This window comes from Aeoliella fuhlenseeensis, from assembly GCF_052161615.1.
GTDB lineage: Bacteria > Planctomycetota > Planctomycetia > Pirellulales > Lacipirellulaceae > Aeoliella.
Genome location: NZ_CP197417.1, coordinates 2,291,234 through 2,314,028 on the forward strand (window position 1 = coordinate 2,291,234; position 22,795 = coordinate 2,314,028).

17 protein-coding genes are annotated in these 22,795 nt (G+C 61.0%); 9 read left to right on the forward strand and 8 right to left on the reverse strand.

All coding sequences use genetic code 11. The annotated features are described in order from the left end of the window. Positions 1 to 443: 443 nt before the first annotated feature. The 6 genes from SH292x_RS08850 (at position 444) to SH292x_RS08875 (ending at position 9,263) form a co-directional block, all read left to right on the forward strand. On the forward strand, positions 444 to 1,433 hold the full coding sequence (locus SH292x_RS08850) for a diacylglycerol/lipid kinase family protein (protein ID WP_442485237.1): 990 nt from the start codon (positions 444 to 446) through the stop codon (positions 1,431 to 1,433). 124 nt (positions 1,434 to 1,557) lie between these two features. Next, entirely contained in the window at positions 1,558 to 2,391 is an 834-nt protein-coding gene (kdsA, locus tag SH292x_RS08855) for a 3-deoxy-8-phosphooctulonate synthase (RefSeq protein WP_442485238.1), read from the forward strand. Positions 2,392 to 2,434: 43 nt separating this feature from the next. After that, entirely contained in the window at positions 2,435 to 4,606 is a 2,172-nt protein-coding gene (locus SH292x_RS08860) for a hypothetical protein (RefSeq protein WP_442485239.1), read from the forward strand. A gap of 901 nt (positions 4,607 to 5,507) precedes the next feature. After that, positions 5,508 to 6,449, forward strand: coding sequence for a bile acid:sodium symporter family protein (locus SH292x_RS08865; RefSeq protein WP_442485240.1), 942 nt, complete (start codon positions 5,508 to 5,510; stop codon positions 6,447 to 6,449). Between the two features lie 219 nt (positions 6,450 to 6,668). Continuing rightward, a complete protein-coding gene (locus SH292x_RS08870; RefSeq protein ID WP_442485241.1) occupies positions 6,669 to 8,021 on the forward strand; it encodes a sigma-54-dependent transcriptional regulator in 1,353 nt (450 codons plus the stop codon). A 462-nt stretch (positions 8,022 to 8,483) separates the two neighbouring features. After that, a complete protein-coding gene (locus SH292x_RS08875) occupies positions 8,484 to 9,263 on the forward strand; it encodes a VIT1/CCC1 transporter family protein (RefSeq protein WP_442485242.1) in 780 nt (259 codons plus the stop codon). A 4-nt stretch (positions 9,264 to 9,267) separates the two neighbouring features. Here the strand turns inward: SH292x_RS08875 and SH292x_RS08880 are convergent, their stop codons facing one another. The 4 genes from SH292x_RS08880 to SH292x_RS08895 form a co-directional block, all read right to left on the reverse strand. Further along, positions 9,268 to 10,689, reverse strand: coding sequence for an SLC13 family permease (locus tag SH292x_RS08880; protein WP_442485243.1), 1,422 nt, complete (start codon positions 10,687 to 10,689; stop codon positions 9,268 to 9,270). Positions 10,690 to 10,841: 152 nt separating this feature from the next. Further along, entirely contained in the window at positions 10,842 to 11,300 is a 459-nt protein-coding gene (locus tag SH292x_RS08885) for an Hsp20/alpha crystallin family protein (RefSeq protein ID WP_442485244.1), read from the reverse strand. Positions 11,301 to 11,395: 95 nt separating this feature from the next. Then, on the reverse strand, positions 11,396 to 11,659 hold the full coding sequence (locus SH292x_RS08890) for a BON domain-containing protein (protein ID WP_442485245.1): 264 nt from the start codon (positions 11,657 to 11,659) through the stop codon (positions 11,396 to 11,398). A 222-nt stretch (positions 11,660 to 11,881) separates the two neighbouring features. Beyond that, the gene (locus SH292x_RS08895) at positions 11,882 to 13,000 is read right to left on the reverse strand and encodes a two-component system sensor histidine kinase NtrB (protein WP_442485246.1); all 1,119 of its coding nucleotides are present in this window, start codon (positions 12,998 to 13,000) and stop codon (positions 11,882 to 11,884) included. Positions 13,001 to 13,310: 310 nt separating this feature from the next. On the opposite strand from SH292x_RS08895, the gene SH292x_RS08900 reads away from it, so the two are divergent. Together SH292x_RS08900 and SH292x_RS08905 are read left to right on the forward strand one after the other, a co-directional pair. Beyond that, positions 13,311 to 13,823 (forward strand): universal stress protein, encoded by a 513-nt coding sequence (locus SH292x_RS08900; RefSeq protein ID WP_442485247.1) that lies wholly within the window; start codon positions 13,311 to 13,313, stop codon positions 13,821 to 13,823. A gap of 34 nt (positions 13,824 to 13,857) precedes the next feature. After that, positions 13,858 to 14,289: a universal stress protein gene (locus SH292x_RS08905; RefSeq protein WP_442485248.1), complete on the forward strand. Its 432-nt coding sequence runs from the start codon at positions 13,858 to 13,860 to the stop codon at positions 14,287 to 14,289. Positions 14,290 to 14,378: 89 nt separating this feature from the next. On the opposite strand, the gene SH292x_RS08910 is transcribed toward SH292x_RS08905, so the two are convergent. The 4 genes from SH292x_RS08910 to SH292x_RS08925 form a co-directional block, all read right to left on the reverse strand. Then, positions 14,379 to 15,458 carry a metallophosphoesterase gene (locus SH292x_RS08910; protein ID WP_442485249.1) on the reverse strand — a complete coding sequence of 360 codons (1,080 nt, stop codon included), beginning with the start codon at positions 15,456 to 15,458 and terminating at the stop codon, positions 14,379 to 14,381. Positions 15,459 to 15,664: 206 nt separating this feature from the next. Further along, entirely contained in the window at positions 15,665 to 18,106 is a 2,442-nt protein-coding gene (locus tag SH292x_RS08915) for an alpha-L-arabinofuranosidase C-terminal domain-containing protein (RefSeq protein WP_442485250.1), read from the reverse strand. Positions 18,107 to 18,258: 152 nt separating this feature from the next. Beyond that, positions 18,259 to 20,124, reverse strand: a complete 1,866-nt coding sequence (locus tag SH292x_RS08920; protein WP_442485251.1) for a CotH kinase family protein — start codon at positions 20,122 to 20,124, stop codon at positions 18,259 to 18,261. A gap of 108 nt (positions 20,125 to 20,232) precedes the next feature. Next, on the reverse strand, positions 20,233 to 21,900 hold the full coding sequence (locus SH292x_RS08925; protein ID WP_442485252.1) for an outer membrane protein assembly factor BamB family protein: 1,668 nt from the start codon (positions 21,898 to 21,900) through the stop codon (positions 20,233 to 20,235). Positions 21,901 to 21,955: 55 nt separating this feature from the next. On the opposite strand from SH292x_RS08925, the gene SH292x_RS08930 reads away from it, so the two are divergent. Beyond that, positions 21,956 to 22,780 carry an SDR family NAD(P)-dependent oxidoreductase gene (locus SH292x_RS08930; RefSeq protein WP_442485253.1) on the forward strand — a complete coding sequence of 275 codons (825 nt, stop codon included), beginning with the start codon at positions 21,956 to 21,958 and terminating at the stop codon, positions 22,778 to 22,780. Positions 22,781 to 22,795 lie beyond the last annotated feature (15 nt).

Consider the following 22,795-nt stretch of genomic DNA (forward strand, 5'->3'; position numbering starts at 1 on the left):
GGTCGTTCGAAAGCTCTGTTAGCCGTCGAACCACAGCCCCTTATAAGGCACCTCTTGTGCCAACATGTCTGACAACACCATGAGTTGGCTCTGCTAAGCTCGTCGCAACTACTTGGGCGACAACGCTTTAGTGTGAGACGAAAATTCTTTCGAACGTTCAATCGTGCTCCTTCGCGGTCCCGTTGGAAACTCGCCCAATGCGCCATTTCGCGGGGGTAAACTGCTGCACGATGAAGGCCCCTGGTACAAATGCGGGGAACAGAAGCGAATAGGCGGTGATGCTGGTTCAAAATGAGACTCGGCCGTGGTAAGGTGTTACGAATCAAGTACTTGCGAGCGTGGCGAGGTGCCGCTCGCCTGGGTCGAGCCACCGTCGACCTCGAGCCACACGCCGCAGGGTGGTTCTCAAGTTGAGACACAAGTTGAGGAAATCGACGAGCGGTATGCCCGACGCCACGCCCCACGCCAGCTTTGCCCCGCCGAGGAAGTCGCGGTCGCTCAACCCCGCGGCGGCGAAGGTGCTGATGTTGGTGAACCGCAAGGCGGGGGCGGGTCGCGGAAGGGCGATCGTCGAACAAGTGATCGCGGCGCTCGCCGCGGAACGGCTCGAAGTCGAGGTGATCAACGACCTTGCCGAACTCCACGACGCGACCCAGCGCTTGCTGAGCGATGGTGCGCTTCGAGGTGTCGTGGCTGCGGGTGGCGACGGAACCATCGCCGCCGCGCTCAACCACACACCCCTCGGCACGCCGCTCGCGGTGCTGCCGCTGGGGACCGAGAACCTGCTGGCTCGCTACTTGCAGCACCTCCGCACGCCGAAGTCCGTGGTCGACCTCCTGACGCGTGGCGTGGTGGTGGCGCTCGACGCAGCGCGGGCCGGGGATCGGCTGTTTTCCATCGTGTTTAGCGCCGGGCTTGATGCCGAGGTGGTTCGGCAAGTTCACGAGCATCGCCGTGGCAATATTACCCACTTGGCCTACGCGTTGCCGCTGCTCAAGTCGATTGGTGGCTATCAATTCCCCAAGCTGCGAGTGACTTCGCTCGACGACTCGTGCGAAGAGTTCACCGCCGAAGGCACCTGGGCTTTCGCGATGAACCTGCCCCGCTACGCGATGAACCTGCCGATCGCCCCCGGCGCTGTCGGGACCGACGGGTTGCTCGACGCCTGCGTGCTGGAGCGCGGCACCCTGCAATCGGGACTGTGGTACCTGGGGCACGTGCTCGCCCGCCGGCATCATTTGCTCGACCACGTTTACACCGCCCGTCGAACTGGATTTCGCATCGAGAGCGCGGATGGCGCATCGATTCCGTTCCAGGTAGATGGAGACCCTGGAGGGATGCTGCCGGTGGAGATCCACTCCCTGCCCGAACGCCTGCAAGTCATTGTGACGCCGGAAGTTGCCACGCGTCTCGGATTCGCAGCCGGGGAGTAAGCGATGCCGTAAGCGGGATTGATGGTCGGGCGGGGGTCGGTCATCATTTACGAACGGCCTGAGACATCCGAGAGTCGCCAGGATTTCGACCCCAGAATGGATTTCTAACCCGCGAGCCCCGACCGTGACGAATATTCCCGCCCAGATTAGCTCGCTTCGTTGTGGCCCCGACGAACCCCTGCTCGTCATCGCCGGCCCGTGCGTGCTGGAAACGGCCGACGCGGCCCTGGCGATCGCCGAGAAGCTGGTCGCCATGGCCGAGCGTACGGGCGTGGGGCTGGTGTTCAAGGCGTCGTTTGATAAGGCAAATCGGACGAGCATCGATTCGTTCCGTGGTCCGGGTTTAGAGGAAGGTCTGCGGATTCTCGAGCGGGTTAACAAAGCAACGGGCCTGCCGACCACCACCGACATTCACGACGCCACGCAGGCAGTACCGGTGGGCGAAGTCTGCGATTTGATCCAGATTCCGGCGTTTCTGGTCCGCCAAACCGACCTGCTGATCGCCGCGGCGCGAACCGGCAAGGCCGTGAATGCGAAGAAAGGGCAGTTCCTTGCCCCCAAGGACATGAAACACGTGGTCGGCAAGCTCTCCGCCGCTGGGTGCGACAACATCCTGCTGTGCGAGCGGGGCACGTTTTTCGGGTACGGTCGGCTGGTGAACGACATGCAGTCGATCCCCAAGATGCGCGAGCTGGGAGTTCCTGTGGTGTTCGACGCGACGCACAGCGTGCAGGAGCCAGGTGGACTCGGCGCGACGACGGGTGGCAATCGAGCGATGGTTGAACCTTTGGCCCGAGCTGCGGTAGCGGTAGGGTGCGACGCGATATTTTGCGAGACGCATCCCGACCCCGACAAGTCGCCGAGCGATGGCCCGAACATGGTGCCGCTCGATCGGCTGCCAGCGATGATCGAACGACTCGTGGCGCTTCGAGAATTGGTGCGCGGTTTTGGTGAGTGAGTTTCAATAAGTCGGAATCAAGCAAGTCGGAACTGGGCTCCTCATGCAAAACGCTCCCCGCAAGTTGGCCGCCTCGGCCTTGCTGCTCGTCGCGGTCGTTGGATCGATCGCCGTAGGTGGTTGCAATCGCGACAATCGACGCGTTGGTTCGTCGGGTCGCTCTGGCAAGATCACTTCCAGTAACGAACGCAGCCAGACACTCCTCGCGACCGCGGCAAATCAACTCGCGGACCTTCCCGAACTCTCGATTACCGAGCTCCGCCCGCCGTCGGTGATCCTCGACTCCAGTCATAGCAGCGACGGGCAGGACGTGATGGCCGCGCTCGTCTCGTCGACCACCACCGGCCCGCCGGTTTACAACCTGCTGCAAGTCCCTGGACGCAATGCTCGGTTTCAGGAAGTGGGCGTGCGTGCGGGCGACTTCGTGAAGTGGTACGCCAATCAAAAGTCGGAGATTCAAAGCGAGTTCAATCAAGGGCGCCAGCAACTCTCGCCCGAGCAGATGCGCGAAGTGATGCGTCTGCCCGAAGCACAGCGGCAAGAAGTCATCGACGCGATGGTCAACGAGATGATGAGCGACGAGGGCGAAATCCTTTCGGTCACGGCGTTTGAACTCCCCGTGGCGCAAGTGATCGACTCCAACACGCTGATGGTCGATTTGTCGGCGCTCAACGAGGAAGAGTTGGGGCGACTGCCGCTCGACACTCCATTGCGACTCGAAGTACTTCGCTATCGCGACTCGCGATTCAGCGAGTTGGTGCTCGACCTGCGACGATACGCCGTGCGCGGCGTGCCGCTCTTGGGGTGGGAACCAAGTCCCGATCAGCAGGCCACCGAGCAGATTGTCGAGCGTCTGAACCAGTGGCTTCGGCAGACGGGTGCCACGGTCGCGTGGACCCCTACCAAGCTGCTCGACACGCTCCCCGAATCGCTCCGCAAGGACGAGAAGCTGGGACTTCTGGCCAGTGTCGAAGCGCTCGATCGCTCCGCTTTCTCGCTCCCCACCGAAGAGCTCCGCGCGGTGCAAGCTCAGGGGTACGAGGGCCGGTTGCTGCAGGAAGCGACCTGGGCCCGCGACATTAGCAACTGGGTAACGGCCGACGTGTTCGAGCCGCGGGCGCGGGCCGATCGCTTGTTCGACTGGACGGTTCGTAACTTGCAGCTCGAACTGCCGAGCGAGAAGCTTCCGCCCTTCCTCCCGTGGCAATCGCTCGTGCATGGTCGTGCGTCGGCGGAAGGTCGTGCGTGGGTATTCGCCGATCTGTGTCGTCAGCAGGGCATTCCGGTAGTGCTGGTTCGCGTCGGTGGCGATGCAGGCCCGCTGTGGTGCGGAGCGGTCGTGGATGACGAGTTGCAACTTTACGATCCTCAGATGGGGTTGGCGATTCTGAACGATGCGGGCCAGACGGCGACGCTTCGCGAAGTGGTCGAGAAGCCGGATCTGCTGGACGAGTTGAACCTGGAAGACGCACCGTACCTGCCCAAGGATGCTAAGCTCGCCGAACTCAAGCTCGAAATCGTGGCGGATCCGCTCACGTTGTCTCGCCGCGCAGCGCTGCTGGAGGAGCGACTCACAGGCGATGCGGCGTTGTTCATGTACGTCGACGCCGACGCGCTCGCCGCGAAGCTCAAGGAGCAGCCAGGGGTGAGTTCGGTGACGTTGTGGGCTTATCCGTTTCAAATCCTCGCCGATCAGTTGAATGCTTCGCTCAACACGCGGACGCGGGCGGCTTTGGCGTTCGAGCCATTCGTGCATAAGCCAAATTTGTGGAAGGCAAGACTGCTCGCATTCCGCGGCGACTCGGGGCAGTCGATCGACGCCAGCCGTGGCAACTTGGAAACGACCATCGACGACCAGCGGGACGCGGGCCGGCTCTACACGAGCGAATCGGTTCGCCCGACCGACGCGACGATCGAGGCCCTTCAGTCCGACGATGTACGCCGAGCTTGGACTGCCGCGAAGCAGAACGCGACCTACTGGCAAGGTTTGTTGTCGTTTGACCGTGGTGATTTCCAGGTTGCCGAGAACTGGCTCGAAAAGGCGGCTGCGTTCGACGACTGGCGCGAAGGTGCGCAGTACAATCGCGCGCGGGCCTTGGAAGCCAAGGGCGATGTGGCTGGTGCGCAGAAGCTCCTAGAGTCAAGCACAGGCCCTCAGGCAGCGGGCAATAAGGTGCGAGCCCGCCGCTTGGCGGATCTTGCGAAGGCCGAGTAGCTCGCTCGACGTTTTGTCGCACTCCGCCCGATATTGCATTGAGTGCGACTTTATTTTTTGCCGCGTCTCTCGCGAGCTTCAAAAAGTGCCGTGTTTTTTCGGGTGAAGTCATCGTTCGCTCTTTCGTTCGAAAAGAGTAAAGTCGCAGGGGTAACCCGCAGGTGCGACTTTACTAAGGGGGAGGGTGGAATGTGGAAGGGGGACTGAGGATGGATCCTTGGAAGTCATGTGATCCTGAGGGAGCGTCAGCGACTGAAGGATCTCGTTCGCCATTGGTGTTGGTTATCTCATGGTGAGTGCGTAGGCTGTATCAAGCCTGCGCCGCGTGCGGCGCTTCGAGTGTCGAAGTTGTTCTGACCTTTTAATTGCCAGCTGGTTTGGCGCAGCGTGGTTTTGTTCCTCACGCCAAGGCGTAAAGACGCTACGACGCCAAGCGCGTAGCATGGTCGCCTCGACCGTGTATTTACGTGAGTGCGATGTTGGACACGGCCGGGGCGGCCATGCTACGAAGTGAGGCATTCCGACTCGCGTAACAGGACTCGAAGTGACGTTACGCGTACTACTGGAAGCGAGATTTCTCAGTCGCTGCGCTCCTGTCGAAATGACACGGATGGCAACGCTTCACAAAATGGCCGGCCGTGAATTGCCGTATCGGCGCAGGCTTGATACGGCCTACACCCATTGCACGCCCCACGCGTGCGATTAACAGGATGTATTGTATCAGATGTACACGTTGTTGTCAATGGCCAACGTGTACGTGTGGCCATTTTGCGGGAAATTGTTTCGGACTGGGAACAGTGGAGGGTTGGCGCGGTGAAGGCACTTGACGGGGCTGGCGATCTGGTCGACAAGGTAGGGGCTGCACCGCGATACTGTTTCTGCTGAGTTGGAACTCCCCTTCATGTCCTTTTTCGAACGCCACTGGTTTTTGCTCCTGTTGGGGTTGGTGTTGGCGGTCGGGATGGGGGGTGCGCCGTGGCTCGAGGGGCTGCTGGACCTTCCGCGGTCGTGGGTGGTGGCGGTGGTGATGTTCGTGACCGCGCTACCGATGTCGTTTACTCAGCTCACCCGCGCGGCGCGGAGTGGTTATGCCGTGGGGCTCGCGCTGGTGCTGAGCATGGTCGTGGCTCCGCTTATCGCCTGGCCGCTGGGGCGACTGTTGCCCGAGCCTCTCGCTATGGGGTTACTCATCGCGGCGAGCGTTCCCTGCACGCAGGCGTCGGCGGCGGTGTGGACGCGGCGAGGTGGTGGCAACGATGCGATCGCGCTGTTCGTGACGCTAGTGACTCACTTCGCCTGCTTCTTGGTGCTGCCCGGATGGTTGTGGTTGCTGTCGGACGCGAGCGTGAAGGTCGATGCGCGGGAAATCTCGGAAGTGATCGTCGTGCTGGTGCTCGTGCCTGTGGCGGCGGCGCAGGTGATGAGGCGCTCGACATTGGTGCTTGAACTTGCGGCCAAGTACCGCGTGGTGCTCAGCGTCGTCGCGCAACTTGGCATCCTGGTGATGGTGTTCTTTAGCGCGATCAGCGCCGGGGTGATGCTCCGCGAGATCGATCCCGCGGAACTCGGTCCTCTGGCATGGCTGGGGCTCGGCGTGGTGACCCTTGCGCTGCATTTGCTTCTGTTCGCGATGGGCTGGTACGGCAGCCGAGTTCTGGGGGCACCGCGGGGCGATCAGTTAGCGGTGGCGATCTCGGGGAGCCAGAAGACGCTGATGATCGGGCTGGAAGTCGCCCTGATGTTTGGTGGCCTCGCGGCGCTTCCCATCATCACGTACCACGTGCTACAGCTTATCGCTGATACGATGCTGGTCGATCGGCTGAAACAGGAGTCGCGGGGCTAGTTTCGCTGGTAAGGCCCTAGATGCTACGATGGACTGAGCGATAACGCACGGTGGTGGTGGGCAACTGGCGTGTGGCACACGCTTGCACACCCGTTCGGATCGCTTGCCGATGCGAAATTGTCGCATTTTGCCATCGGCACCCAAGTTGCAGCACTCGCCTGACAAAGGTTGCTTCCGTAGCAGCCTCGCAGATTCCCCGCGCCAGCTTACCTGCCCTCCATGCCAGACTCCAAACTAGACCTGCTGCTCGTGGACGACGACACCGAGCTCCGTGAGGCGATGCAGTCGTACTTCACTTCTCTGGGTTACCGCGTGGCTAGCGCCGAATGTGGCGAGGCGGCGCTCGAGACGCTTGCCGGGCGTGGGTTTGCCGTGGCGGTGGTCGACATGGTGATGCCGGGGATGACCGGTCTAGAGCTGCTCGGCAAGATCAAAGAGGACAATCCCGAGATCGAAGTGATCCTGCTCACCGGGCAAGGGACTATCGAGCGGGCGGTCGAGGCGATGAAACTGGGAGCGTACGACTTTCTCAGTAAGCCCGTACGGATGAAACAGCTCGAAGCCGTGGTGGCGAAGGCGGGCGATGCTTCGAAAATTCGCAAGGAGAACACGCAGCTTCGCGCGATCATCGAGCGCGACCTTCCCAAGCACCGGATGATTGGCAACTCGCCGGCGATGCAGGAAGTGTATCGCCTGGTCGAGCGAGCTGGCCCGAGTGATAAACCGATTTTGATTCAAGGCGAGAGTGGCACGGGTAAGGAGTTGGTGGCTCGCGCGCTGCACATGGCGAGTTGCCGCGCGGACAAGCCGCTGGTGGTGATCAACTGCGCGGCGCTCCCCGAGCCGCTGCTCGAAAGCGAATTGTTTGGTCACGAGAAGGGAGCGTTCACCGGAGCTTCGAGTTCTAAGCCGGGACTGTTCGAGGTGGCGGATGGCGGGACGCTGTTCATCGACGAAATCGGCGAGCTCTCCCCTGCCCTGCAGCCAAAACTATTGCGGGTGCTCGAAGATGGTTCGTTGCGGCGCGTGGGATCGCTCAAGGAACGCCACGTCGACGTGCGTCTGATCGCCGCCACGAATCGCGACTTGGCCGTCGAGGTCGAAGCGAAGCGTTTTCGCGAGGATCTCTACTATCGCATCAACATGATGACCATCGTGCTTCCGACGCTGCGGGCACGAACGACCGACGACGTGCTGCTGCTGGCCGATCACTTTGCTGGGCGGGGGTGGGAGTTCAACGCCGAGTGCCGCGACGCGATCGCCAAGTACTCGTGGCCTGGCAACGTGCGGCAATTGATCAACGCGATCGAGCGGGCGAAGATTCTTTCGGACGACGAAGTGCTGCGGCGCGAGAACCTGCCGCCAGAAGTGTTGGGTGGCCACTCGCCCGCGGCGTCAACGATCGTCGCGCCGGAGATCGACCTCGCTAGCCTAACCCGCGCGCGAGTGGTGCAAGCGCTGCAGCACGCGGGGGGCAACAAACTTCGCGCCGCGAAGGCACTTGGAGTAAGTCGACGTAGTTTGTACCGACTGCTAGAGAAGTACCAGATCGAGCCGGGCGAGTTGGTTTGAGCGCTAGGGTCGGGCGTAGGAAGGTTAGCGGGAAGACGGACCGCTGATGGACGCTAATCTTCGCTGATGGAACCCCATTCTTCTTCGTTTCCTTTGTTCCGTTCTGTTCCAATAAATTTTGAACAGAAGGAAACGAAGAAATTCAAGGTTAAAGTTGGGTGCAAATCCTCGGGATCGCTTCGAGGTTTTTGATTAGCGTCCACCAGCGTGGATAAGCGGTTTCTTCTCCTGTCCTTCTCTGTTTTCTCCGTTTGCTCCTGTTGTTCTCTAACTGTTCTATCTGTAGTGGAGTAATGTCACAGGGACAGGCCGGAGGGCTTGCGCCCTGCCGCTATAAGGTGATGTTTAGGCGCTGATTGTTGGACGGCTCGAAACTGTGCTTCGCGTTTTGAGCTTTCAAAATAGGGTTAAATGCCACGCTCGTCCCTGCCCCGCCGGCATCTTGGGGGATACGATACATGGATGTCGACGCCAAATCACTCCAAGCCGCAGACTTCCAAAGCTGAACTCAAGGCTGCGCATACGCCCGAGCGGATTCGCCTTCGGCTCGAGGCGCCAATGGCGCATAGCTACTTGCGCGACTTTGTGTACGGTGCAATCGATGGCACGGTGACAACCTTTGCCGTGGTGTCGGGCGTGGCGGGGGCGGGGCTCTCGGTGGGGGTCATCATCATTCTGGGTTTTGCCAATCTGGTTGGCGATGGCTTCAGCATGGCGGCGAGCAACTACCTGGGGACCAAGGCCGAGGAAGAGTTGCGAAGAAAAGCTCGCCGGATGGAGGAGGAACACATCCGCAAATACCCCGAGGGAGAGCGCGAGGAGATTCGGCAGATCTTCGCCGGTAAGGGGTTTGAAGGAGAGCAACTAGAGCACGTGGTCGAGGTGATCACCGCCGATCACAAGCGTTGGGTCGACACCATGTTGGTCGAAGAGTTGGGTTTGCCACTGACGAGCCCTTCGGCGATTCGTGCGGCGGGCGTCACGATGCTGGCGTTCGTGCTGGTGGGTATCATCCCGCTGTTGCCATTCTTGGTTCATCCACTGTTCGGCGTAACGCTCGGCAGTCCTTACGCTTCGAGTGCCGTAATGACAGGCGTCGCGTTTTTCCTGGTGGGGGCTGCCAAAAGTTGGTTCATCAACGAGTCCTGGATACGCGCGGGGATCGAGACGTTCGTCGTCGGTAGCGCCGCAGCGGGCCTGGCTTATCTGGTTGGGCTCGCGTTTGGTGGCATCGCTGGTTAACGCATTACCAGCCCCACTGCATGGCAATCGAAGTCCAGCCGACGGCGATCACGGGCCCGAGTAGCCCCACGATCAGACCCGCGAAGAGCAGATCCTTGGAATCCAATTGTCGTGTGCCGTAGACGATGGCGTTGGGTGGCGTCGACACTGGTAGGCACATTCCGCACGAAGCGGCGATGGCGATGGGGATGACGTACCGCGAGTACTCGGTGCCGAGCAAGGCCAGTGCCAGGGGGATGATAACGTTCGACGCGGCGGTGTGGCTCATCAGGTTTGCCAGGAAGGCGCAACCGTAGGCCATCACCAGGGCGACTGCGAACATGCTGAGCCCGCTGAGCGGAATCTGGGCGACGATCCACTTGGCGAGGCCGCTGTCGTTCACGGCGACGCCCAGCGAGAGACCACCTGCGATCAATAGCAGGACGTCCCACGGCAGTCCCTTCACGTCGTCGGCATCGAGCACCAGCGTGGTCGTGAGGACACAAATCGGAATCAGCGAGACGACCGTTGTCGGCAGGCCATGCCAGGGGCTGGTGAGCCACAAAATGACGGTGGTGAAGAACGTAACGACGACCAGCAGCGTTTGGGCGTAGTGGGTATTCGGGCGCGTGCGAGTGGCGCTGAGGGCGAATTCAGGTGACGATGTGAAGGCACCCCTGCCCAGGTAGCGCATCACCAAGTAACCCCATGTGATGCCGAGCAGCACTAGCGCGGGGGGAATGCCGAACACCATCCACTCGGCGAAGTTGACATCGTTGGCGCGCGCGAGTGCTCCGGCGGCGATGGCATTGGGTGGCGTGCCGATGATGGTGCCCATGCCGCCGAGGTTCGAGGCCAATGTCACGCCAAGGAGCAGCGCGCGGGCCTTGGGGCGGTTCTGCTCGTCCCCCCACAGCATCGGTGTGAGAATGGCGACCATGATCGTGGCGGTCGCGGTGTTGGAGAGGAACATCGATAGCAGCGCCGTCGCACCCATGATGCCCATCAGCACCAGGGCGGGGCGACTACCGAGCCGTTTCACGACTTGTCCCGCCATCCAAACGTCGAGGCCGGTCTTGCTGGCCGCTGCGGCGAGGACGAAGCCGCCGAAGAACAGCCAGATCAGGGGGCTGCCCCACGTGGCGATGTATTTTTCCCAGTCGGGTTTGCCGGCGGCGTCTTGGCCGAGCATGGCGATCGAAAGACCAATCGCCAACAGGCTGACCGAAAATGCCGGCATGGCTTCGGTGATCCAGAGCCCGGCGCTAAGCACCAGGATGAACAGCGCGCGATGGCCTGCGTCGGAGAGCCCCGAATACTCGGGCACGAACGCTACGAAGTAGGCGAAGATCAAGCAGAGCGCTGAGTACATCAGCAGCTTGCGAACGGGAGGCGTGATCTGCCGTAAAATGCGCCGAGCCGTGGCGCGGGTACCAATGAGTTCCATGATTGGTCGATTCTATCACGCCTGCAGGTGATGGATAGCGGTGTGGCCGACGCGCAGTTTGCGCGAAAAGCCGAGATCATAACAGAGGCCCGGAAGTGCCCATGCGCTTCCGGGCCCGAAACAAGCCGTAATTGACCCGGGGTCCGCCTACCTCAGGTTTTAACGGCAATGTGCTTGGCTTTCGCCGCCTCGGTTTTGGGGAGGGTGATGACCAAGACGCCATCGCGATACTCGGCAACCACTTCATCCTCCTCAACGGGGCATGGCAGCGAAACCGTCCGGCTAAACGTGCCCTGGCGTCGTTCGACGTAGTGCAACGTTTTGCCTTTTTCCTCGCGCTCGAAGGTCCGCTGGCCGCTGACGGTCAGCATGTTACCGTTGAGCTGAATGTCGATCTCTTTGGCTTTGACGCCAGGCAAATCGACCTTCACCTCGACCGCCGCGTCTGTCTCGGCGATGTCGAGCGAAGGAACATGACGCCCACCGAACAAGGCGTCGGGGCCTTCCTCCCAAAGTCGGGAAACCATGTGTTCCATTTCGTCGTACAGGGCGCGAGGACCCTCCCAACGGGTGGGGGCGGTCTTCGGCCGTGGTGCAGTTAGTCCGACCATTTGTCCAACTCCTTTCCTCAACCTCAAAGGTCGTAGCGATCCAACGAGGATGGTCGCCACTTGCCGCGTAGCGCCGGTGTGGCGACCCCTCGTTGTTAAGGGCTGTGCCAATCTCGGCCAGACGCCCGAACTTCGATCTGGTTGTCGACTCGCGAAACTCCTTGCAATCGAATGGCGGCCTCCTGCGCTAGTTGCTTGAAGTAGAACGTAGGAACTACTCCCCGCAGTGTCAGGACGTCGCCTTGCCAATCGCAGTCCACCCGCTCAATCGCGGGGTGGATGCTCTCGTCCACCATCTCCGCCAAGATTCGAGAGCCTGAAAAACGCTCGTAATCAGGAGTAGTTGAAGGCGTGAGCATGACCGAGTCCTCCAAGACCGAATGACGCTGAACCGAAGTGTCGGCTGCCATTGGTTTCTGTTAGGCAACTCGCATACCAAACTGGCTATCGCGGGAAAGGTCGCGAAAACGCGGGCCTTCGCGTATCGGGGCGATTTCAACTTCGCGAAAGCGTGCGAACGTCGCGCGCGAGTGCGCCGCTTTGGCACACGCACACTTGGGGTGGGCGTCGCGTTGCCGCGTTTACTTCGAGACGGGGGGATTTACCGGCACGGTCAACTCAAACGCGGCACCCCCGTTCGGGTTAGCGGCCACCGCGATCGTGCCGCCGTGGGCCTCGAGAATGCGGCGGGCGATGGCCATGCCGAGGCCGGTGCCTTTGGCCTTGGTGGTGTAGAACGGCTCGAACACCCGGGCCCGCTGCTCGTCGTTGAGGCCGGGGCCGTTGTCGCGAACCATCACCCGCCAGGCGGGCTCGCCATCGAGTGCCGAGGATTCGGCGAAGATGGAAAACTCCACCGGATCGCTACAGGCGGCCAGAGCGTTCTCGATCAAGTTGCGGAACACTTGGCTGAGTCGGAAGCGATCGATGCGGCACTCCATCGGGTTGTCAGGGAGTTCTTCGATCAGGCGAACGTCGCGTTTACAGCGGTGATGGTCTAGCGAATTCCAAGCCTCGCGCCACACCGACGCAAGCGAAGTGGCCTTACGCTCCAAGTGCAGCGGGGCGGCGTAGTTGCGGAGTTCTTCGAGCAGGGCGTTCAGCGCATCGCTCGCGCGCTCGATGGCATCGAGTTGATGCTGAACCGGCGGGTTTTCAGTTTCCAGGTTGCGGGCGACTTCTACGGCGATTTGGATTCGTTGCAAGGCGTTACGGGCTTCGTGGGCCAGCCGCGCGGTGGCTTCGCCCAACAGCGCCAGCCGTTCGGCTTGGATCACCCGCTGCTCGGCTTGTTTTGGCTCGGTAAGGTCGCGAATGATGCCGGTGAAGAGCCGGCCACGCTCGAGAAGGATCTCGCTCACCGACAGATGCATCGGAAATTCGCGACCGCTTTTATGGCGGCCGATCGCTTCGCGGCCGATGCCAATGATGCGACGAACGCCCGTGGTGAGGTAGGCCTCGAGGTAGCCGTCGTGCTCGGAGCGGTAGGGCTCGGGCATCAACATGCAGATGTTTTGGCCGAGCACCTCGTCCGCGGAAAACCCAAACATGCGTTCGGCGGCACGGTTCATCGACTCGCAGCGTCCGCGCTCGTCGATGGTGATGATGGCTTCGACCGCCGTGTCGAGGATGGCTTGCAACCGGGCCTCGCGCTCGTGGCGGTCGTCGCGTTGGCCTTTTTCACGCGATTGGTCCATCATCGAGCCTCACCCGTCTTCGATACCCTCTCCCTACCACCGTCGTGTGCGAGGGTGGTTGTTTCCGCACCAGTCCACGATTGTGGGGTCCCTTGTCTCGCAATTCAAGTCATTTCGCCGGAATGCTGTGCGAACACGCACAGATTTTTCATGGCGGGCTCACCAGCGAGTTGGAAACTTGCCTATTTCTAAGCGTCCGGCGCTTCAGGAGACTGGCATCGAACTTGCATTGATAAAGATTACCCCCACCCTCGGGTGCCAAGCGTTCGATTTGAAGCGATATGGCACCCTCTCTTTTCGATTGGAGACTGCCATGAAACTTCGCGCAATCCTTTGCCCCACCGACTTTTCGAAGTCCAGCGAAGAGGCCCTCGCCTACGGATCGTACCTGGCCGAGGAAACCGGCGCCCGGTTGTACTTGCTGCATGTAGTCGACGAAAGCGCCGCCTACACGACCGAGTACACCGGCATGGGTTACCTGGCCGACTTCACGCAGCAGATCGAGCACGAGTCGCAGGTGCTACTTGAAGCCGTTTCGCCACCCTCGGCCGAAGTGGAGTTCGAGCGACACCTGTTGCTCGGCACCCCCGCGCGGACGATCATCGAGTTTGCCGATGAACACGACGTGGACCTTGTGGTCATGGGATCGCACGGGCGGACAGGGCTTTCCAGGTTGCTGTTAGGCAGCGTTGTGGATACCGTAGTGCGTACGGCCCACTGCCCTGTGCTAACGGTCCGGCCACGCGAGGCTCATTCGACCTCGAATGCCGAAAGTGGCGCCGAGAGTGGCACTGAGATCACTCCGGTAACGACCGGCTCGAGTTAATCGTATTCGAACATGCGGCTAAGGAACCCTAGCAATGAAAAACTGGTTTGAGAACAAGGTGCTCCTAGTGCCGGTGGACTTCAGCGACGACAGCATTAAGTCGGTGGACGAAGCGCTGGCGATGGCTGACGCCGGCGACAAAGTGCACGTGCTTCACGTGGCGGCCGATCTGGATGTCACCACGCCAGGCGTGGTTTGGGAGTCGCTCAGTGAGGACGTGCAGCGGAAGAACGTCAACGAGGCGTTTGCCAAGTACTTCGCCGACCCGCGGTACAACGGATTGAACTTTCACGTTGCCTTTGGCGACGCGGGGCATCGCATCGTCGAGCAGGCCGAAGCCATCAAAGCCGACGCGATCGTGATGGCGTCGCACGGCCGCACCGGCTTCCGCCGGCTACTGATCGGTTCGGTCGCCGAGCGCGTACTGCGACTGGCTCACTTGCCGGTCGTCATGCTGCGGCACTAGAAGTACCATTTCATCGCCGTAAATAGCAAAGCCGTGGTGTTCTATTCCGGAACACCACGGCTTGTTTCGTAGGACGACTCTCCGGTCTGCTACTTGGTGAAGTTGGCCAGCTCTTCGAGGTTCAGCGTGTACTGCTGATGGGGGCGTTCGTCGTAGCGATCGAGCACGGGAGAGTAGGTGCGGACCTTGACCGTCTTGCCGTCGGGCAGGAACTCTAGCAGCCGCATATCGCCCTGGCCACCCTCTTTGTTCATCTGGTAGTTAGCCAGCATCTGATGAACGGGATTCCCATGCTCACCGGGCGTCGAGCGGAAACCGGCACCGTCCTGGAGCACGTGCCCGTTGAAGGTCATCCGGAAATTGGGGTGCTTTGAGACGAGCTTTTCCCAAAGCTCCTGACCATCGTTGACCGAGGTACCAGTGGCCTTTTCGACGCCATAGGCATGAGGGTTCCAATTTTGCTTGGGCCCCTTATTCTTCCAGTCGTAGATGGTGTCGTCGTAGTACATGTAGGCGTGGGTGACCAGCATTGCCTGATGATCGGGGTGATCCTCAACCACCTTATTGGCCCATTCGACCACCTCGTCACGGGGGCCCCACTCGAGGGCAAGCACCAGCCACTTCTTGCCACCTGCCTCGAACTCATGCCAGGTATTGTCGGTCTTCCCCTCCTCGAAGAACCCACCAATCGACCCTTGAGCGGCGTAGGAGCTGTTGGGGCCGAAGTACCGATCCTCGTTGAAGTAGCTTTCACGCGTCGCGCCGTTGCCCTTCGGCCCGTAGTCGTGATTGCCGGGGGCCATCGCGTAAGGCACCTTGCCATCGAGCATGGACATCGACTTCAGGGCGTTGTCCCATTGGTCGGTTGTGTTGCGGTTGGTGATATCGCCCTCGTGCAGGACGTACTTCAGGTTCAGCTTCTCGGCGTTGTCGACCAGGAACTGCGTTTGCGCGTCGAAGTGCTGGGGAAAATTCTGCGAATAGATCTGCGTGTCAGGCAATATTGCCAGTGTCCAGGATCCCTGGGAGGGAGACTTCATCGCAGCCGTCGACCAGCGCGAGGCCAGCAGGCTGGGGAGAAAGCACATCGCCACCAGAACGCTACGCCGGCTTGGTTTGGATTCCGACGGGAACTGAAACTTCATGTGCGGGGCTACCTGTGTGGTCATGGAAGAACCTATGGCAACGGATGCTTGCTGCCATCAATCGCCCCATGATATCTCAGGTACAAGCCGGAAAGCTCGCGCGCATGCGTCGATTTTCGGGCCAATTAACACCACTTTTGCGAAACCAGTGTGATCTGATATCCCACGATGGGTGCCAACATCCGCACACTGTGCCGCCACCATGAGGATCGGCGTTCCACCGCACGGTGCTACTTCACCTTCACGCGAAGCAACTGCACCGAAGTGGGTGGCAGTTCGATCGACATCGTCGGCGTGGCGGGCATGGTCGATTCGACGGGCTCGATGGGCTGCGACTCGCGGTTGTTCATCGCCTCTGGCGCTCCGGCGAGTGTGGTCACCTGGACTTCGTCGCCCAGTGAGAGTTCGCCTTGCAAGTTCACCTTGGCCGTGACCGCCTCGGTGCCAGGGTTCACGATCTTCAGCAAAAGTTCGCCTGTCGACTTGTCGAACGTGGGCGAAGCGACCACCTCGGGAGCCAGAGGCTGGTAGTCGTGTACCAGTTCGTCGTCCAGGTAGCAGCGAATGCGGCCCGGTTCGAGTTCGACGCGGAGGTCGTACCAGCGGTTGTTTTCGATGCGTCCGCGCTTGGCCGCGAGACGATCTTGACCACCTTTTCGCTGTAAGGCGTGTTCGGTGTTGCCCCAGCCGCCGACGTTCCACCAGTAGTTGCCGTTGTCACCATGGCCAAACACTAGCAGGAAGCCCTCGTTCCCTCCGGTCTTCCGTGCGCGAACCTTGAAGACCGACTTCTCGCCCGTCGCCGACTCGGGGGCAATGCTCACCGCGGCTTCCATGTTGCGGTCGCGCTGGGCGTAGACACCATCCTTGAGGACGAAGTCGCCTTGTTCGACTTCCCAAGTCGAGAAGTCCAGCGGCTTGCCATCGAGCGAGGCCGATTCAACTTCAATGCCGGTCCGCCAAGTGCCGATGCCGACACGCCCTGCGTACTTCTCGTCGGACAAGGCACGCTCGGACATCTCGACGGTGTTGTCGAGGTAAACGTCGCCCTTGTTCCTACTAAAGAGTTGCTGCACGTAGTAATTCGGCGTCTTCACCAATTGCTGGTTGTCGAACCAGATGAGGTCGGCTTTGGTCCACTGGGTCGATCCGTACTTGGCGAACAGCGGGGCATAGCACGCCATATCGACGATGTCGGCGTTCCGTTCGATGCCGGTCAGGTACGCCGCTTCGGCCACCGCGTTGAATTGGCGGTTGTCTTCCGACGCGTACTCGCCCACGAACACCTTGGGCTTCGCACGATCAAAGGCATCGAAGCGACGCACGTTATCAAGGTACCAGCCGGGCTGCATGTAGTAATGCTCGTCCGAGCTGTAGACGTTGGTACGTGTCATCAAGTCGTACAATGGAATCTCGGGGCCCAACCCGGAGGTACCGATGAGTTTGATGTCGGGATACTGCTTGCGAATCGCGTCGACAAACAGCGGGAATCGCTCACGAACTTCCGGCGTGTCGTGCTCCTCGTTGCCGAGGCAGAGGTACTTGAGATTGAACGGTTCGGGATGACCCATCGCCGCGCGAAGAGCTCCCCACTCGCTATCCACCGGACCGTTCGCGAACTCGATTAGATCCAGGGCGTCGTCGATCCATTCGTGAAGGTCTTCCATCGGCGCGAAATCGAACGGCTGACGGAAGCCGCACGCCACGCCCAGCGGCACGACGGGCAGAGGCTCGGCGCCGATGTCTTCGCACAACTGCATGTACTCGAAGTAGCCAAGGCCGTAAGTCTGATGGTAGCCCCACAAGTTCCAGTTCGGCTTACGCTCGGCGACATCGCCAACGGTGTCTTTCCAGCGATAGGCGTTGGCGAGGCCCTGACCGTGGGCAATGCACCCACCGGGGAAACGCAGAAAACCGGGCTTTAGGTCAGCAAGCGACTGAGCCAGGTCCTTTCGCATCCCATTCTTGCGGCCTTTGAAGGTGTCCTGAGGAAACAGCGACACCATGTCAAGCATTAACTTGCCACCGCCATTCGTCACTAGCACTAGCTGCGTGTCGGCGGCCGAGTCGCTGGCCGTGATGGTTTTTTCGTACTTGGTCCACTGGTCGCTGATGCCATCGATAGTTGCAGAACCGAGAACCTCGCCATCCTTGGTCTCGAGCGTTACCACCAGCGGGGCGTCATGATCTTCGGTGCGTTTGGCGTAGACCGAGAAGTCGTACTTCGCGCCCTTTTCAACAACGATGCCACCGAAGCCCTCGTTGCGAACACCGGCCTGACCGTCGCCGGCAAGCTTGAGTTCGAGGTACTTCGTGTTCTTCTTATTGAGCGGTTCGTCGGTCTTCACCGCGAGTTCCGCCTTGCCACCCTCGCGCTCGACCTTCGACCAAGCAAACAGCGGGTGCAACTGACGACTGTTTTGTGCCCAACCATCGACCGGGTAGTACTCGAACGAGCGATTTTGAACGAGCTCGGCGTAGAGGCCACCATCGGCCCCGTAGTTGATGTCCTCGAAGAACAAGCCGTAGAGCACGGGGCTGATCGCCACGGTAGGCCGATCGACGTTGACGTCGATCTTCACTTCGGCACCGCGTGAGCACGATGCGCTCGCGAGGCAACTAACGAACAACGTGGCAACAACTGCGCGAAGAACCAACATTCCGCCTGGCATGGGTCCGTACTCCTAAGGAGAAAGGGAGCGTCGATTGCGGGACCGGTAGCCATCCCGCCGGGCCGCATTATAGCCGGACCGGCGGGGTGGTGGAAATGTTTCCTCACAAAAATTTATGAAATAAGCATTCGGGCCAAGGGGCCGGAGCGAAATTAGTTTTCGTCGTCTTTGGCTTCCTGAGCCGGCTTTGCGGGGGCTTTGTACTCTTTCAGGTACTTGCTCCGCTCGGCGGCGAAATGCCGAAGCGAACCTTCCGCGGCCTTCTCATCCGAAGCCGTGGCGTTGACGAACGCTTCGGTGGTAGAAAGTTTGCGCGTGTCCTGCTCGATCGCAGGTTGGATTAACTGCCGGTAGTGATCCACGCGCTTGGCGAACTTCTCCGGATCGAGTTGCTCCTCGGCGATGAACCGAACACGCTCCAGGTACTTCTCACGGAGTTCGGGAACTTGCAGCAGTCGGCTACGCAGCGGCATCCGCTCGTTATCAAGCCCAACCAGAGGATCGAGATCCACGCCACCGTGACCGGGGCCCCCAGGGCCGCCAAAGCCACCGCGACCACCTCGTCCTCCGCGACCGCCGCGCCGTCCCGCTTCGCGACCGCGTCCCTCAGGACCACGCTCGCCAGGAGGGCCGAAGCCTTCGGGAGGAGGGCCAAAGCCCTCGGGGGGAGGACCGAATCCGGGCGGAGGGCCGAAGCCACCTCGCCCTCCCTCCCCTTCGCGGGGTGGGCCTTGGGGAGGTGCTCCTTCGGGAGTAGCGCCTTCGGGAGGAGGTCCAAAACCCGGAGGGGGGCCAAAGCCGGGAGGAGGTCCAAAGCCTCCTGGGCCGCCAGGGCCACCGCGACCCGAGTGGAACGCCTCGTTCATGTCGTGCGGAATGAGGTGGAACACACCCTTCTCATCGCGATACAAGTAGTAGTCGCTGGCACGAGTCCAGTAGCCGTCGCTGTTCACGAAGGCATTGTCGTACGCCAGGAACCAAATCGCTTGGTCGATGTCGAGCATCGGCTCCAGTTTTTCTACGAGCTCTTCGGTCGGCGTTTCGTTTAGCACTTGGCACAGCTCAATGAGCGCATTCCACGCCTTCTCGCCATCGTTCGATTTCATCTCGAAGCGTGTTTTGTACTCGGCCAAGTCATCGCCCAGATAACGCAACCCACCATCGCCCATCGGGCTGCCGGGCACTTTCCAACGCGTGCCTTTGCTCGAATCAAAGTTCTCTTCCAGGAACACCTTGTCGAACTGCTGGACGTTGGCGAACACGCCCCAGCTTTCGCCGTTGATGACGACTTCAACCAGGTTGGCTTTGGGAGCCGGCAGGTTCTCGCGGGCCATTTCCGAATAGAGCACGCTGCTCAGCATCGAGGGATCACCGTTGCCATTAAGCAGGTTGAGTGTCTTGTAACCGTAGAGTCGCTGCTCGTCGTCGACGGTATCAAACGACAGATTGAGCGAGCGCTTGCTTCCCGCCGGGATCATCATGAAGGACGACGCACCGCGGAAGTGCACCCCCACGCCAGGATAGGTCTTGCCATCGACGGTTACCGTGGCGGGGACATCGACGTCGGTACCTTTGAACGCTTCGAGTTCTTTCTCCCAGTCCTTCGATTCGAAGTCGATGAAGATGGTCCGCAAAACATCTGGCGAGTAGAGCGGTTCGTCGGCGAACTGTTCGACTTCGTCCGGCGATACTTTGCGGCCCGGCTTCGGAGGCTCGCCACCACCGCGGCGACCGAACTGCGGTCCGCGCCGACGGCCTCCTTCGCCCCCGTCGCCCGAAGCTAGCGACTCGCGGGCGGCGGCTTGCTCCTCGGTGTTTAGCCAACCGTCCTTGTTCTCGTCAAACTTCTCGACCAGCTTCGTCTCGCCTCGTCCGCCAAAGCCCGGCATCCCAGGAAAACCGAACCCGCCACGGCCGCCGCGACCTTCGCCTCCTGGCGGTGGACCTTGGGCGAATACGGCAAGCGACGGGGCGAGGGCGACTGCGAACAGCAGTCGAAGCACTAGGACTTTAGGCATGGGAAGTGGCTACGTAGGTCTGAAATGGAAAATCCGCCGCTGGAGTCATCTAACACTCCCCCAAGCGTGAGGTATCGCCAAGTGGGGGCACATTTTCGGAGGTCTGCTTCACTCTTTCGCCGAATCGTCGGCCGCGTCGCCCCCAAGCGGAAGGCGATAGCACGCGGCCTGGCGGTCGCTACGAACTAGCAGCAGCGGTCCCGAAAGCGCCGGATTGTTCCAACAAACCCCTTCGTCGAGCATCGGCATTGCGGCGAGCTCCACGTACTTCTTAGGCGTGCACTCGACCAGAACTCCTTCGCCCGACTCCGTGGTGACCAGTAGTTTGTCACCCACCAGCAGCACCTGACCGTGCCCAAAGTCCGGTGAGCGGCGTTTCTTCCACTTCACTCGGCCCGACTCGATCTCGACGCAGGAGAGAAACGTATGATCGAGCCCGTACGCGTGGCCGTCGCGGATCACCAAGTTCGACAGCTTGGTCTTAAGCACCGTCTTGTCCCATAGCAACTTAGCCCCGAAATTGCCGTCGGCGTCGCGCTCGATCTGAGCGAGCCTTGCGCCGACGCCGTAACCCTTGCTGACGAGAATCTGATCGCCGGGCAGCGGAATGGGCTGCGAGCACGAGGCGCTGCCGGACGAACTGCCGGGTTGTTCGAATGTCCATAGCTCTTCGCCACTCTTCAGATCGTATCCGCCGACGGACGATTCGTTGACGACGACGATCTGGGGCACGCCGGCGATTTCGGCGTAGACGGGTGAGGCGTACGACGTGATCGGCGGGCCGCTCTGCCACGCAAGCTTTCCGTCTTCTAGGCGGACCGCCACAATAGAATGTCCGTCGGCGGATTGACCGCCACCTACAACCACCAGGCCAGCGCCCGGCACAATGAGTGGCGAGCTCGAATCGGCCCACACCAGTGGCTTCAGTCCGAACGTAGCTAGATCCACCGTCCAGATCGCCTCGCCACTTTGCGCTGCGAGACAATTTAGCGTACCCCGCGCACCCAGCGTGTAGACCCGGCCTTCGTGAATGGTCGGCGTTGCACGCGGACCAATGCCTCCGAGCCCCGCTTGCATGTCGCCCGGATCGTGCCGCGAGGGGTCGGCGTGCGTCCAAACGACTTCGCCGGTGGGGACGTGATAGCACACCACGAGCTCGTCGGCACCGCGTTGTTCCTGGGTAAGCGCGTACTCGCCGACGATCGCAAACGCCGACCACCCCGCGCCGATCGGTTGCTTCCACAAAAGTTCTGGCGGCGATGCTTTCCAATCGGCTGAGAGATTCACCCCTTCGACTTCGGCCCAGTACCCATTTCCAAGAAAGCGGGGATAGTCTTGGGGCGTGGTCTGCCAGTTCTCGGCGACACGCGTGGTGGAAAGTGTTGCCAGTTGTTCGTCAGGATCCGCTTGCCACGTGAAGCGTAGCGCCTTCCACCTACCATCACCATCGTAATCGACATCGATGCTCGAGAACGCGGCGGCGACGACCGCCATGACCACGCCGCGCAACAGCCACCGCTTGCCGGCAGGAAGCGACTTGATCGGCGGCCAAGAGAACAGGAGCCATACAAGCGGCACCAACCAGGCTAGGTTCGCCAGCACGATGAGCGCCACGACGCGGACATCGGAGTCGACGGCTCGCTCGCCGAGTAGGACAATCGCCGCCGCGAGGATCAGCAAAAACCCCCACCACACCAGCGGAAACCACCGTCTCCACCATGCCCTCGCAGGTGGGCTGGTGCGAATCGTATCGGTTGGCAGGGGGTCCGACGACATGGTCTGGTCGACCTTGTATAGTAGAGGTTCGTTGAGTTCTCGCGGCAGTTCCTAGATGGTAGGCCGCGGCCAGCGGATGAACAACGGCAACCTCATGACTCCCTCGCCTTCCGACATCAAAAACCCGCAGCCACTAGCGGGGCAAACTGCGCTCGTCACTGGCAGCTCCAGCGGCATTGGCCGCGCAATCGCATTGGCGTTTGCCGCTGCGGGAGCCGACGTTCATCTCCATACCCGCCGCAACACGGCTGGCATGGTCGAGGTACGCAAGTTGATCGCTGCCACCGGCGCAGGTGGGCGGCATTTCACCTTCGACCTGGCCGATCCGAAGGCGTGCGAGCAACTTGTCACGGAGGTTGGCCCGCTCGATATCCTCGTGAACAACGCCGGCGTCGACGTGCTGACGGGCGAAGCGGCTAATTGGTCGTTCGACGAGAAGCTTGCCGCGCTCTGGCAGGTCGATGTCCGCGCGACCATCGACCTTTCACGCGCCATCGGCGAGCAGATGCGCGAGCGTGGTCATGGCGTGATCCTCAATATGGGTTGGGACCAAGCCGACGTTGGCATGGAAGGAGACAGCGGCGAGATGTTCGCCACGGTCAAGGGAGCCGTCATGGCGTTCACCAAGAGCCTTGCCAAGTCGCTCGCACCAACCGTTCGCGTGAACTGCCTGGCACCGGGATGGATTCGCACCAAGTGGAGCGGCGGAGGCAGCGACTACTGGGATCGCCGCGCACGGGGCGAGGCGCTCGTCGGTCGTTGGGGCACGGCGGAAGACGTCGCCGCGGCTGCCGTGTACTTGGCGTCGCCCGCGGCCAGCTTCATCACTGGGCACGTGCTGCCCATCAACGGCGGCTTCGCGGGGAGCTACCGCGAGTAGCCCCCTGCCCTTCCA

Excerpts from the sequence above, each read along its gene's own strand:
- SH292x_RS08895 (WP_442485246.1), bottom strand. The coding sequence starts at position 13,000 with ATGATGGACCAATCGCGTGAAAAAGGCCAACGCGACGACCGCCACGAG.
- SH292x_RS08880 (WP_442485243.1), bottom strand. The coding sequence starts at position 10,689 with ATGGAACTCATTGGTACCCGCGCCACGGCTCGGCGCATTTTACGGCAG.
- SH292x_RS08875 (WP_442485242.1), top strand. The coding sequence starts at position 8,484 with ATGTCGACGCCAAATCACTCCAAGCCGCAGACTTCCAAAGCTGAACTC.
- SH292x_RS08920 (WP_442485251.1), bottom strand. The coding sequence starts at position 20,124 with ATGCCTAAAGTCCTAGTGCTTCGACTGCTGTTCGCAGTCGCCCTCGCC.
- SH292x_RS08910 (WP_442485249.1), bottom strand. The coding sequence starts at position 15,458 with ATGACCACACAGGTAGCCCCGCACATGAAGTTTCAGTTCCCGTCGGAA.
- SH292x_RS08925 (WP_442485252.1), bottom strand. The coding sequence starts at position 21,900 with ATGTCGTCGGACCCCCTGCCAACCGATACGATTCGCACCAGCCCACCT.
- SH292x_RS08860 (WP_442485239.1), top strand. The coding sequence starts at position 2,435 with ATGCAAAACGCTCCCCGCAAGTTGGCCGCCTCGGCCTTGCTGCTCGTC.
- SH292x_RS08885 (WP_442485244.1), bottom strand. The coding sequence starts at position 11,300 with ATGGTCGGACTAACTGCACCACGGCCGAAGACCGCCCCCACCCGTTGG.
- SH292x_RS08890 (WP_442485245.1), bottom strand. The coding sequence starts at position 11,659 with ATGCTCACGCCTTCAACTACTCCTGATTACGAGCGTTTTTCAGGCTCT.
- SH292x_RS08930 (WP_442485253.1), top strand. The coding sequence starts at position 21,956 with ATGGTAGGCCGCGGCCAGCGGATGAACAACGGCAACCTCATGACTCCC.
- SH292x_RS08905 (WP_442485248.1), top strand. The coding sequence starts at position 13,858 with ATGAAAAACTGGTTTGAGAACAAGGTGCTCCTAGTGCCGGTGGACTTC.
- SH292x_RS08870 (WP_442485241.1), top strand. The coding sequence starts at position 6,669 with ATGCCAGACTCCAAACTAGACCTGCTGCTCGTGGACGACGACACCGAG.
- SH292x_RS08900 (WP_442485247.1), top strand. The coding sequence starts at position 13,311 with ATGAAACTTCGCGCAATCCTTTGCCCCACCGACTTTTCGAAGTCCAGC.
- SH292x_RS08915 (WP_442485250.1), bottom strand. The coding sequence starts at position 18,106 with ATGCCAGGCGGAATGTTGGTTCTTCGCGCAGTTGTTGCCACGTTGTTC.
- SH292x_RS08865 (WP_442485240.1), top strand. The coding sequence starts at position 5,508 with ATGTCCTTTTTCGAACGCCACTGGTTTTTGCTCCTGTTGGGGTTGGTG.
- SH292x_RS08850 (WP_442485237.1), top strand. The coding sequence starts at position 444 with ATGCCCGACGCCACGCCCCACGCCAGCTTTGCCCCGCCGAGGAAGTCG.